At 27.8% G+C, this 12,768-nt stretch carries 11 protein-coding genes and 1 pseudogene; 5 read left to right on the forward strand and 7 right to left on the reverse strand.

Features of this window, described 5'->3' with window-relative positions; genetic code table 11:
* The first annotated feature begins 86 nt into the window (after positions 1-86).
* From H9W90_RS14195 to glmS, 3 genes are read left to right on the forward strand one after another with little or no spacing between them, the layout of a single operon-like run.
* On the forward strand, positions 87-896 hold the full coding sequence (locus tag H9W90_RS14195; RefSeq protein ID WP_187482232.1) for a glycogen/starch synthase: 810 nt from the start codon (positions 87-89) through the stop codon (positions 894-896).
* A 10-nt stretch (positions 897-906) separates the two neighbouring features.
* On the forward strand, positions 907-2,475 hold the full coding sequence (locus H9W90_RS14200; RefSeq protein WP_187482233.1) for a DUF4270 family protein: 1,569 nt from the start codon (positions 907-909) through the stop codon (positions 2,473-2,475).
* A gap of 24 nt (positions 2,476-2,499) precedes the next feature.
* A complete protein-coding gene (glmS, locus tag H9W90_RS14205) occupies positions 2,500-4,356 on the forward strand; it encodes a glutamine--fructose-6-phosphate transaminase (isomerizing) (protein WP_187482234.1) in 1,857 nt (618 codons plus the stop codon).
* Between the two features lie 54 nt (positions 4,357-4,410).
* Here the strand turns inward: glmS and H9W90_RS14210 are convergent, their stop codons facing one another.
* The 3 genes from H9W90_RS14210 to H9W90_RS14220 form a co-directional block, all read right to left on the reverse strand.
* Positions 4,411-5,139 (reverse strand): energy transducer TonB, encoded by a 729-nt coding sequence (locus H9W90_RS14210; protein ID WP_187482235.1) that lies wholly within the window; start codon positions 5,137-5,139, stop codon positions 4,411-4,413.
* A 149-nt stretch (positions 5,140-5,288) separates the two neighbouring features.
* Positions 5,289-5,894 carry an NAD(P)/FAD-dependent oxidoreductase gene (locus tag H9W90_RS14215; protein WP_187482236.1) on the reverse strand — a complete coding sequence of 202 codons (606 nt, stop codon included), beginning with the start codon at positions 5,892-5,894 and terminating at the stop codon, positions 5,289-5,291.
* A gap of 1 nt (position 5,895) precedes the next feature.
* The gene (locus H9W90_RS14220) at positions 5,896-6,483 is read right to left on the reverse strand and encodes a MarC family protein (RefSeq protein WP_187482237.1); all 588 of its coding nucleotides are present in this window, start codon (positions 6,481-6,483) and stop codon (positions 5,896-5,898) included.
* An 86-nt stretch (positions 6,484-6,569) separates the two neighbouring features.
* On the opposite strand from H9W90_RS14220, the gene H9W90_RS14225 reads away from it, so the two are divergent.
* Positions 6,570-7,139, forward strand: coding sequence for a DUF3109 family protein (locus H9W90_RS14225; RefSeq protein WP_187482238.1), 570 nt, complete (start codon positions 6,570-6,572; stop codon positions 7,137-7,139).
* Here the strand turns inward: H9W90_RS14225 and H9W90_RS14230 are convergent.
* The 4 genes and pseudogenes from H9W90_RS14230 to H9W90_RS14240 form a co-directional block, all read right to left on the reverse strand.
* Positions 7,131-7,982 (reverse strand): sensor histidine kinase, encoded by an 852-nt coding sequence (locus H9W90_RS14230; protein WP_187484005.1) that lies wholly within the window; start codon positions 7,980-7,982, stop codon positions 7,131-7,133. The two genes, H9W90_RS14225 and H9W90_RS14230, sit on opposite strands and share 9 nt — an antisense overlap.
* Before the next feature lie 6 nt (positions 7,983-7,988).
* A pseudogene (locus H9W90_RS15535) lies at positions 7,989-8,582 on the reverse strand (7TM diverse intracellular signaling domain-containing protein); the annotation flags it as partial.
* 2 nt (positions 8,583-8,584) lie between these two features.
* Entirely contained in the window at positions 8,585-10,501 is a 1,917-nt protein-coding gene (locus H9W90_RS14235) for a tetratricopeptide repeat-containing sensor histidine kinase (protein WP_187482239.1), read from the reverse strand.
* Between the two features lie 8 nt (positions 10,502-10,509).
* A complete protein-coding gene (locus tag H9W90_RS14240) occupies positions 10,510-11,244 on the reverse strand; it encodes a LytR/AlgR family response regulator transcription factor (RefSeq protein WP_187482240.1) in 735 nt (244 codons plus the stop codon).
* Between the two features lie 238 nt (positions 11,245-11,482).
* Here H9W90_RS14240 and H9W90_RS14245 point away from each other — a divergent pair, with 238 nt between their 5' ends.
* A complete protein-coding gene (locus H9W90_RS14245) occupies positions 11,483-12,736 on the forward strand; it encodes a DUF4412 domain-containing protein (RefSeq protein WP_187482241.1) in 1,254 nt (417 codons plus the stop codon).
* Positions 12,737-12,768: the final 32 nt, after the last annotated feature.

Below are 12,768 nucleotides of genomic sequence, written 5' to 3' on the forward strand. Positions count from 1 at the left end.
AAGTAAAGTCTGCAAACTTACCAATTTAACACGATATTAGCATAATAATTTGTACTTTTGCGCTTCTTATAAAAGAGATTGATTTAATGAAGGACAAGAGAATATTATTTGTTTCGTCTGAAGTGGTTCCTTATTTACCCGAAACAGAATTATCATCAACAGCTTTTAATGCTGCAAAAAACGCACATTCTAAAGGAGTACAGACTAGAATTTTTATGCCAAGATTTGGTGTTATTAATGAACGAAGACATCAATTACATGAAGTTATTCGTCTTTCTGGTATGAACTTGGTTGTAAACGATGTAGATATGCCATTAATTATAAAAGTGGCTTCTATACCAAAAGAGAGAATGCAAGTTTATTTTATAGATAACGAAGAGTATTTTAAAAGAAAAGCTGTTTTTACGGATGAAGATGACCAATTGTTTCCAGACAACGATGAACGTGCAATTTTCTTTGCAAAAGGAGTTATTGAAACTGTAAAAAAATTGAATTGGGCGCCAGATATTATACATGTTCATGGATGGATGGCTTCTTTATTGCCTCTTTATTTAAGAGAATTTTATAATGAAGAACCATTATTTACAGAAAGTAAAATAGTAACTTCGCTTTACAACAACCCTTTTGAAGGTAATTTAAATGAAGGTTTAGCAGATAAAGTTAAATTTGATTTAGGTAACGAAGAGAAAGTAGCAACAATTAAAACACCAAACTTTACTAATATATTAAAAAGTGCCATTGAAAATTCTGATGCAATTATTCATGGCAGTGAGTCAATCTCTGATGATTTAACATCTTTTATAGATGCACAAGATATGCCTGTTTTGGAATATCAATTAGAGAATTTAAAAGAAAATTATTTAAATTTTTACACCGATTTATTAACGGTTAATTAATTATTTTAAAGTGAGAAATATTATTAGAAAGAGCGCTTACTTAAGTGCTTTATTATTGGTTTTTTCAGGAGTTATTTCTTGTGAAAAAGACTTTACAGACATTGGTACAAGTATTATTGATAATTCTAAATTTAAAACTAAAGATACTATTTTAGAAGTAACTATAACTCAAAGAGATATAGATGCTATAAGAGGAGATAATCTAGCAATTGGTTCAGTAGGAGAATATTTATTAGGTGTTTACCAAGACAAAAAAGGAGATTATGAAAAAATTGAAGCTTCTTTGGTTTCTCAAATTTCTAATTCTTTAGCAATAGATGTTACAGACGGTTTAACAGATACAACAACTGTAACTTCTATTATGGATAATGCTTTTATTAAGTTGCCATACATTGCAACAAAAAAAGAAGATAATCCTGATGACGGTACACCGGTTTTTGATTTAGATTCTCTAATTGGTAGCACAACTGTAGGTGTTTCTTTAAAAATTTATAGAAATAATACTTTTTTACACTCTTTAGATCCTCAAAATCCATCACAAGGAAATTCTTATAATACAGATTATGTTTTTGAAAAAGGAGAATTATTAAATGAAGATGCAAATTTTACATTTATACCAAATCCTAATGATACTATTTACGTATATGATAGAACTTTAAAAAGTGGAAACACATTTAAAGATACTTTAAAGCTGGTGAATTCAAATCCGTTTTTAGTAGTTCCATTAGATAAAGCTTTAATGAAGTCTTTACTTTATGACAAGTTTGAAGATGATGAATTTTCTTCACAAGATGATTTAAATAACTACTTTAGAGGTTTAATTATAGAAGCTTCTGGAGATGAAAACTCTCTTCTTCCTTTTAGTTTTACAGGAACTTTAATACCTACATTAGAGCTTAATTACACTAATACTGTTGTAAAAACATCTACTGGAGAAGTTTTGGATACCATTAGAAAAATGGCTTCTTTTCCAATATCTGGAGTTCAAAGTAGAATTTATAAAATGTCGCCAGAACCTAATCCTGCTAGTGCTAACCAAGTTGTTATACAAGGCGCTGCTGGAAAAATTGCAGACGTAAAAATTTTACAAGGAACTCAATTACAAGATTTAAAAGCAAAAGATTGGTTAATTAATGATGCCACTTTAACTTTTTATATAGATAAAGATAAAGATACAACAGCAATTCCATTACGTTTATATTTATACAAAGAAGAAACAAATTATTCAGCACCAATTAAAGATTCTTATTCGGAAGGTTTAGATGTGTTTTCTGGTTCATTACAAAAAGAATATGATGAAAATTCTAATTTTGTAGCTAATGATCGTTATAGTTTTAAAATTACAGACTATATTTCTGATATTTTAAGACCTACTTCAGTAAAAAATTCTAACTTGGTTTTAAAAGTATACAATACAACAGATAATCCTATAAAAAATCAAGCTTTAGATACTGTTGTTACAAATTATAATTGGAATCCAAGAGCGGTAACATTAACAAATCATTTACCTAGTAATGGTGAAATTAAAGATACGAGAAAAGCGCAATTAAGAATTATATATTCTGAAAGAAAAAATTAATCAACTAAAAAAAAAATAATTGTTATGTGTGGAATAACTGGTTACATAGGTTTTAGAGAAGCATATCCAATAGTAATTAACGGTCTAAAAAGATTAGAATATCGTGGTTACGACAGTGCTGGAATAATGATGTATGATGGAGACAAAATACACTTATCTAAAACTAAAGGAAAAGTTTCTGATTTAGAATTAATTACTGATAAAGAAGTAGAAAGAAAAAATGGAAATATTGGTATGGGACACACACGTTGGGCTACTCATGGAGTGCCAAATGATGTAAATTCTCATCCACATTTTTCTCAATCAGGAAATTTAGTTATTGTACATAATGGAATTATAGAAAATTACGATTCTTTAAGAAAGGAGTTAATTTCTAGAGGATACACCTTTAAAAGTGATACAGATACAGAAGTTCTTATAAACTTAATAGAAGAAGTAAAAAAACAAGAAGGTTGTAAGTTAGGACAAGCAGTTCAATTAGCGTTAAATAATGTTATTGGAGCTTACGCAATAGCTGTTTTTGATAAAACTAAACCCAATGAAGTTGTTGTTGCACGTTTAGGAAGCCCAATTGCAATTGGTATTGGTAAAGATAATTCAGAGTTTTTTGTAGCTTCTGATGCTTCTCCTTTTATTGAGTATACCAAAGACGCTATTTATCTAGAAGATGAAGAAATGGCTATCATAAAGCTAGGTAAGGGTATAAAAGTTCGTAAAATAAATGATGACTCTTTAGTTGATGCTAATGTGCAGAAACTAAAAATGAGTTTAGAGCAAATAGAAAAAGGTGGTTATGACCATTTTATGTTGAAAGAAATTCATGAGCAACCTAAAGCTATTATAGATACTTATAGAGGTAGAATGCTTGCTGACGAGGGAATTATAAGAATGGCAGGTATTGACAACCACATGAATAAATTCTTAAATGCAGAAAGAATTATAATTGTTGCTTGTGGTACTTCTTGGCATGCTGGTTTAGTGGGAGAATATCTTATTGAAGAATTTGCTAGAATTCCTGTAGAAGTAGAATATGCATCAGAATTTAGATATAGAAATCCAATTATTACATCTAAAGATGTTGTTATTGCTATTTCTCAGTCTGGAGAAACTGCAGATACTTTAGCCGCAATTAAATTAGCAAAATCTAAAGGTGCTTTTGTTTTTGGAATTTGTAATGTTGTTGGTTCTTCAATTGCAAGAGAAACTGATGCTGGTGCTTATACACATGCAGGTCCAGAAATTGGTGTTGCTTCAACAAAAGCATTTACAACTCAAATAACTGTTTTAACTTTAATAGCTTTAAAATTATCTTCTAAAAAAGGAGAGCTTTCTAAATCTGATTTAAGAACTTATCTACAAAAAATGCAATTAATTCCTGCAAAAGTAGAAGCTCTTTTAAAAATTGATGAAAAAGTTAAAGAAATTGCAGCTGTTTATAAAGACGCTAAAAACTGTTTGTATTTAGGAAGAGGTTTTAACTTTCCTGTAGCTTTAGAAGGAGCTTTAAAGTTAAAAGAAATTTCATATATTCATGCAGAAGGATACCCTGCTGCAGAAATGAAACATGGACCAATTGCATTAATTGACGAAAATATGCCAATTTTTGTAATTGCAACAAATAAAGGTCATTACGAAAAAGTAGTTAGTAACATACAAGAAATAAAATCTAGAGCAGGTAAAATTATTGCTATTGTTACTGAAGGAGATACACAGGTTAAAGAGATTGCAGATCACGTAATTGAAATTCCAGAAACGGAAGAAGCTTTAACACCATTGTTAACTACAATTCCTTTCCAATTATTGTCATATCATATTGCAGTAATGTTAGGTAAAAATGTAGATCAACCAAGAAATTTAGCAAAATCTGTTACTGTAGAGTAATTTATTTTTGTTTTATCTTATAAAAAAAATCCAGCTTAATGCTGGATTTTTTTATTATCTAACTTCAAAAGTTATTGGGATACTATAACTAACACCTACAGCTCTTCCTCTTTGTTTTCCTGGAATCATTTTAGGTAAAGAGCTAATAATAGATACTACTTCTGTTTCTAATCTTCTATGAGGAGCTCTTGCTTTAACATCTGTTACTTTACCTTTTTTATCAATTCTAAAAACAACAAATATTCTTTTTTTACCTTCAGTTAAACCAATTTCTGTAGCTAAATTCACATCAAATTTAGATCCAAAATATTCTGTTATTTTTTTTGTAAAACAGTCTTTAAGTTCTTTGTTATTCCCTTTACATCCAGGATAAACGGGTACGTTTTCAATTAAAATAAAAGGAATATCTTCAATAACTTCTTCAACTTCTTCAACCTCAACAATATCTTCTGTATTTATTATAATTGCGTCTCCTTCATCTGTTTCTGTAGATTCTATAATAGTTTCTTCTACTTTCATTTCATCTTCTACAACTTTAATTTTTTCTACTAAAGTTGGAGCACTTTTTGGAGGTGGCTTTATATCTTTCATTTCTATGATGGGAATATCTTCTTGCATTTCGTCCACCATATTGGTGGTACCTAAAGTTTTCAAATCATTTTTTTCATAGGTTTTATGTTCTATGAGTGTGTAGATAATAAACAAAGTAAGAACTAAACCTATTTGAAAGAAAATTTTACTAAAATTTTCCAACTGTTTCTTGGGATTTTTTTTAACTTCCATCTTAAAACCTTTTAAGTTTTTATAAAATATAAACAGGCTATTTAATAATAGTCGTGGAGAAATATAAGAGTGGTATATGATATAGATTACTCACTATAAATACTCACTATAAAGGTAGATAGTAATTAGATTTTAAAATATGACTTAAATCATATTTTGTCATGCACTTTTGTAGGTACATTATTATTCCAAAGAGTTAAAATATCTGTAGCAACAGAAGCACCACTTCCGGCAGCAATAGCAAACTGACTTCGAAAACCAGCAATGGTTCCACAACAATATAAATTGTTTTTAATGAGATGATCTCTATTTTTAAGCTGAATTCTATCTTTTTCAGGATTTGCTTTTTGGTGAGGTTCAATAAATTCAGATAAGCCTTCGATACTAAAAGGTTTAGAATAATTTAAAGCTAAAACAACAACTTTAGAGAAATAGATGTTTTTATTGGTAGTTATTTTATATTCACCTTTATAATCTTCAATTAAAGAAACTTTCTCGTTTTCTATTTGGTTAATCTCTGGATATAAGGTAGATAATTGTTTTTTTCCTTCAGCTAAAACATTTTCACCTAATGTTTTTGGCAATAAGCCTAAAACATTGTTAAACAATGCGTTTTGTAAATGAGAATTTCTTTGATGCATAACAATACCAATGTTTTTGTTAGCAGCAAAAGCTTTGTTTTTAGCAGAACCTAAAACTAAAGCACATTGCATTCCAGAAACACCTCCACCAATAATTAATGCATCGAAAACCATTTTAAATAAATAAAGCTTTTATGTTTTGGGCAAATAACTTTACTGCAATTGCCAATAAGATTACACCAAATACTTTTCTAATAATTTGTATTCCGTTAGGGCCAATAATACGTTCTATTTTGGAAGATGTTTTTAAAACAATATAAATAAGTATTACGTTTAATAAAACAGCTGCAATTATATTTTCTATATGAAATTCTGCACGCAAAGAAAGTAAGGTTGTTAAACTTCCTGGACCTGCAATTAATGGAAAAGCAAGTGGAAAAACAGAAGCTGTAATGGCATTAAAATCACCATCATTATCTTTATATAATGTAATACCTAAAATCATCTCTAGAGCAATAAAAAATAAAATAAATGAACCCGCAACTGCAAAAGAATTTACATCTATACCAATAAGACTTAATAAACTTTGTCCTAAAAATAAGAAGATAATCATAATAATACCAGCAATTAAAGAGGCTTTTTCAGATTGAATATGACCTGCTTTTTTACGTAAATCAATAATAATAGGAATATTACCAACAATATCTATTACTGCAAACAATACCATAAAAGCTGTAAAAATTTCTTTAAAATTAAAATCCATAATGGGTAATTATTTTTTTTGCAAAATTAATCAACTAAAATGAGGAAAGTGTAATTCTGTAGAAAAAAATAATACTATTTTTGCGTATGTTTCAATTAGGAAAAACCATTGTATCGGAAGATATTATAGAAAAAGATTTTGTGTGTAATTTATCTGCTTGTGGAGGAGCTTGCTGTGTAGATGGCGAAGCTGGTGCACCATTAGATAAAGAAGAAATCAAAATTTTAGAAGAAATTTACCCGAAAGTAAAACCCTTTTTACGTCAAGAAGGAATTGATGTTATCGAAAAAGAAGGAACTTGGGTTACTAGTGAATGGGGCGAATTAGAAACGCCTTTAATAGGAGGCAAAGATTGCGCGTATGTTATTTTCGATGAGAAAAAAACAGCACTTTGCGGAATTGAAGAAGCATATAATTCTGGAGAAATAGAATGGAAAAAGCCAGTTTCTTGTCATTTATACCCAATAAGAGTTAAAGATTATAGTGAATTTGCTGCTGTAAATTATCATAAATGGGAAATTTGCGATGATGCATGTTCTTTAGGAAAAGAATTACAAGTACCAGTTTACAAATTTGTAAAACAAGCTTTAGTTAGAAAATTTGGGCAAAATTGGTATGATGAATTAGAAAAAGTTGCAGAGAAACACTTAAAATAAAGGGATTTTAAGAATAACTTTTGTGCCTATTGCAGTTTTGTTATCATCTAACAAATCTTCATAAGTTATTGAATAATTCTTTTTTAGATTTTTTACAAAATTAGTCAACCTTTCTTTAGTTAAGTTAATACCTATAGATTTTCTATTAATAGATTTTTCTGCTTTTATTTTAGCGGAAGCTTTTCTACCAATCCCATTGTCTGCAATAATTATAGAAAGGTGTTTTTTATTGTTTTCAGCAATAGAAAGTGTAATTTTTTTATTTGTTTTTTTTGAAGATAAACCATGCCAAATTGAATTCTCTAAAAAAGGCTGCAGCAATAAAGGTGGTACTTTTATGGTTTCTAAACTCACACTTTCATCAACTTTAATTTGAAAGTCTATTTCATTAGAAAATCGAATATTTTCTATTGTCATATACAAATCCATCGTTTCTAATTCTTCTTGTAAGGAAACTTCTTTGGTAGTAGATGCTTCTAAAATTCGTCTAATTAATTTAGAAAATTTATTTAAATATCTAGCGGCAAGCTTAGACTCGTTGTTTATAATGTAGAGTTTAATTGAGTTTAACGCATTAAATATAAAATGCGGATTCATCTGACTTAATAAACTTGTTAATTTTAACTCGTTAATCTGTTTTTGGTACAAAGCCTCAACTTCAGAAATTTTGTAATGTTCAACTTTTTCTGAAAGTTTTTCATTTAATTGATCTTTTAATTTGTCATTTTTTTGAAATTCCTTGATTAGTAATTCGTTATAATTATCTCTTTCTTGGCGATAAATATGATACTTATAACCCAAACCAATAGAGATAACTATTACTTCTAAACAAATACCAATCATAAAAAAATCTATGGGTCTTATGTAGCCAAATACATATATTTTTGTTGAACTAAAATAAAGTGAAACTAAAGAAAAGCCCAAGAAAAATAAGAATCCAATAACAAAAAAACTATTTATTTTATCTTTAAAATTGTATATTATTTTTAAGAAAAAACTGGTTACAAATAATGATATTGGCATGTAAATGAATATGAAATACGTTACAAAATATGCTCCATTAAGAAGTAATAAATCTATTAAGAAAAATACCAAACTGATTATAAATGAAACATATATATATGTGTAGATATTTTTAGCAAGTTTCTTGTTTTTCTGTTCAATATTTAGAAAGTGAATCGAAAACCAAGTATACAAAACCCAATAGAAAACTTGAATTACCCAATTTGAAGCCTGAAAAAAAGAGTTGAATTTTAAAGCAATCGCGTTAGAAAATTCATTGGGGGTTTTGGGAATTAAATAAATAAATACCAATAGTAAATAACCTGCATAAATTGAGAAACTTTTGTCTTTAGTAAAGAGGTGCACGCTACAATGGTATATTATTAAAATAAATAATATTCCTTGTAGAAATGTTGGAAAAACTTTAAAAAAGAGTTCCATAATTATTGGGTTGGAATTTTTAAAATAACTTTAGTTCCCAATGAATTTTCATTAGTATCTAATAAATCATTAAAATTAATACTAAAAGGATTTTTAAAGTCTTTTATAAAATTATTAAGACGTTCAATTGTTAATTCTATTCCAATCGATTTTTTATTAATTACTTTATTAGATTTTATTTTTGCGGATGCTTTTCTACCAATTCCATTGTCTTCGATTTCAATTTGAATAAAATCATTAGAAAGTTTTTGTACGGATAATATAATTTTTTTATCACCTTTTTTAGACGATAATCCATGCCATAAAGCATTTTCTAAAAAAGGTTGTAATACTAAAGGAGGCACTTTTATTTCAGATAAATCTAATGTTTCATCAACATGGATATGATAGTTTATTCCGTTTGAAAAACGAATATTTTCTATATTCATATATAAATCTACCGTCTCTAATTCTTCTTGCAAAGACACTTCTTTTAACGCGGAAGATTCTAAAATTTTTCTGATTAATTTAGAAAATTTATTCAAATAATGAACTGCATTTTTTTGCTCGTTATTTATAATATAATGTTTGATTGAATTTAGCGCGTTAAAAATAAAATGCGGATTCATTTGAGTACGCAAAACATCTTGTTCTAGTGTTAAAATTCTTTTCTCATTATCAAACAAACGTTGTCTGTACAAAAAGTAAGAAACAACTAAAAGAAGAAGTAGTGTAACAAAAACGATAATCCAAATATTTCTATTTTTTACTAATTGTAATTGAGAAATTTCATTTTGTTTTGCAAGGTTTTTAATCTGATTTGTTTTACGCTCGCTATCGTATTTAGCAATCAAATCATTTACATATTTACTTGTTTTATCATTGAGTAATTCATTTGAAATTGCTGTGTGTTTTTTTTGGTATTTTAATGCTTCAGCATAATTTCCTGTAAGTTCATTGTATTCAGAAAAGTTTGTGTAAATTTCTGTTAAAGCAGTTTTATAATTCTTTTCTTCAGCAATTTTTAGACTAATTGTAAAATGCTCTTTTGCTTTTGAATAGTTTTTTATTTTGGTGTTTGCCCAACCTAAATTATTGTTTATTAAAGCGATGTAATATTTATTTTTAACACTTTTAGCAATAGGAACTGCATCGTTTAAAAATGCTTTAGCTTTTGAGTATTCGCCTTTTTTAATATGCAATTTACCAAGTCTATTATAACAAATCATTCGTCCATAATGGTTGTTAATACTTTGGTCTATTGCTAGCGCTTTTTGTGTATAAAAAATTGCAGCATTAATACTATCTTGGGCTTCTTTTACTTTGGCAATGTTTTCATTATTAATAGAAAGTGACCATTTATTTCCAGATTTTTCAGCAATTTCTATCGCTTTTTTAAAGCTGTTTTCAGCTAAATTGTATTGTTCTAAAAGAATATAAATGTTACCAATACTGTTATGAGAAACTTCCATACTTCTTAAAATTCCAGAATTAGGTTTCTCTATTTTTTCAGCAATTTCTAATGCTTTTTTATTGAAGTCAATAGCAGAAGTGTAAATATTTTTTCGACGAAAATCTACGCCCAGCATGTTTAAGCTAAAAATTTTAAACTCTTTATTGTCTGCAATGTTTAATGCTTTTTTATGCGTTTCTACAGCTTTGTCATAGTTAGAGTACTTTCTATAAATATTACCTAGTTTAATATATTCATAGGCCAAGCCATCTTTATAATCTGCAGTAATAAATTTTTTGATAATTGCTTTTACCTTAAAAGAATCTCTTTGAAAAGGTTTTAAAATTTTATCTATTTCTTTATAAGTACTTGGAGTAATTTTTAGAATACTATCTATACGCTTCTCAAAATTTATTGTTTTTTTTTGAGAAAACAAATTGAAAGAAAATACAAATATTATTAAAAGATGAAAGTGTTTTTTTTTCATAAGAAAAGTTATATTTTTTTAAGGAAAGCAGATTTTCTTTGTCTAGAGACAGGTATTTTGGCATTGTTTTCTAAAACTACATAACCATCTGTTTTTAAAAATTCTTTTATTTTATTAAGGTTGATGATATAAGAATTATGAATTCTAAAAAAATGATCTTTAGGTAGTAATTCATCAATTTCTTTTAACTTTTTTGTGACCACAATTTTTTTGTTTTCAGATAAAAATAATGTAGAATAATTACCATCTGAAGCCACATAAAAAATATCTTTTGGTTCTAAAAAAACTAATTTCCCGTCAGTATTAATGGTAATTTTTTTGTGGTTTAACTTATTATTGAATTTTAATAAAATGTCTTCAAATTTATCTGCGTTAAAACCTTTAGAAAGGTATTTTTTTATTTTAGAAAGTGTTTCTGCTAAATCGTCTGAATCTATTGGTTTTAAAAGGTAATCAATGGCTTCCTTTTTTAGTGCTGTAATAGCATATTCATTATAAGCAGTAGTAATTACAACCGCAAAATCTTTTTTATCTAATTTTTCTAGAAACTGAAAACCATCCATTGTTGGCATTTCTATGTCTAAAAAAAGGCAATCTATTTGAGAATCGTTTAAATACGGAATTGCTTTCTCTGGTTCTGTAAAAGTTGCAATTACTTCTATTTCATTTTCAAAATTAGAAAGTTCCCAGGTTAAACCTTGTATTGCTTTTGGTTCATCGTCAATTATTACAGCCTTAATCATATAAATCAATTTTATCAAAGTTAAAACTTATTTTCTTACAAGTTAAAATTCTTGTGTAGACTGTTTGCTTATAGATGTATTTAGCTCATTTTTATTGATATATGGTGTTTTTATAATCAATTAGAGTTAAAAGCCAACTACACAATATTTTAAGCCAGTTATACAATATTAACTTTTTTAGGGATTTAATTATTGAATATTTGTTGAAACATACTGTATTAACCCAAAAAGAAAATCTATGAAACTTATTAAATTACTTGTTTTAAGTATTTTATTATTAGGAACCAGCACTTCTGTAAATGCTCAATTTTGGAAAAAATTAAAGAAGAAAGCAGAAGAAAAAATATCTAAAATCGAAGATAAAGTAATAGATAATTTAGATAAAAAAACAGATAAGACAATAAATGAAACTATAGATGGTAAAAAGAAGGAACAAACAAAACTATCTGCTGAATTACCAAAATTTGTAGGAGGTTCATCTGTTTTAATGTTAATGAATGATGGTTACGAATATCAAACGGAAGATATAACAGTTTCTGTTTATGGAACATTTACAAAAGATAATTTATCTAGTTCTGTAAAAACGTATAATGAAGATAAATTAATAAAACCTGTGGATGCGTATCCAAAAGGTTTTGCCTTGGCTTTTAATAAAAACGGATTCCTAAATCCAGAAAAAGGGCAAATTATTATTCATCATGCAGATAGTACAAAAGTAGTTTTTTCATTAAAAGGAACTTGGGGTTTTGGGGAAAATAAAAAGCCAATTAACGCTTCTTATGTAAGTCTAAATGTTACCAAAATTAATGATGTTAGAAAAACGGATTACAAAAGAGAAACTAGAAAAAACAAACAAAATTCATCAGCAAATAATGAAAATGTAAAAGATTTGTTTAAAAATTCTGATAATTCTTCAATTACAATTCCCGATACTTTTTCTTTTACCTCGAGTTTGGAAATGCAAATGACTTCAAACGGAGGTAACAGTGCAAATATGGAGTTCTTGTTAGGGAACTATTCAGACATTTACGCAATGTCTATTTCGTCCAAAGAAATGGGAGAAAACGCTAATGTATATAATGTAATTACTCCCAAAAGCATAACTATGTTTATTAGTGCTGCTGGTATGAAAATGAAAAAAACTGTTCCTCAAGAAAAATATTCACAATCAGATTTTTCTGATAAAGTGCCTAATAATCCAGACGATTTAAAGAAAACAGGAGCTTCAAAATCTATTATAGGATATACTTGTTTTGAGTACAAATATGAAAAAGATGGAAACTCCTTTACGGTTTGGGCAACTAAAAATTTTCCAATGAAAGGAACAAATATTACAATGCTAGGCATGCATGAAGGTGGTGTAATTGATGGTTTTGTTTTAGAATTAAGTTGGAAATCTGGTAATGAAACTGCAAATATGAAAGCTGTAAAGTATAACAGCAATAAAAATATAACCATTAACACAACTGAATATAAGTCAATGGGTTTTTAATTTTTAGAATAACAAACAATCGAAAAAGTCAC

Source organism: Polaribacter pectinis (genome assembly GCF_014352875.1).
GTDB classification, from domain to species: Bacteria; Bacteroidota; Bacteroidia; order Flavobacteriales; family Flavobacteriaceae; genus Polaribacter; species Polaribacter pectinis.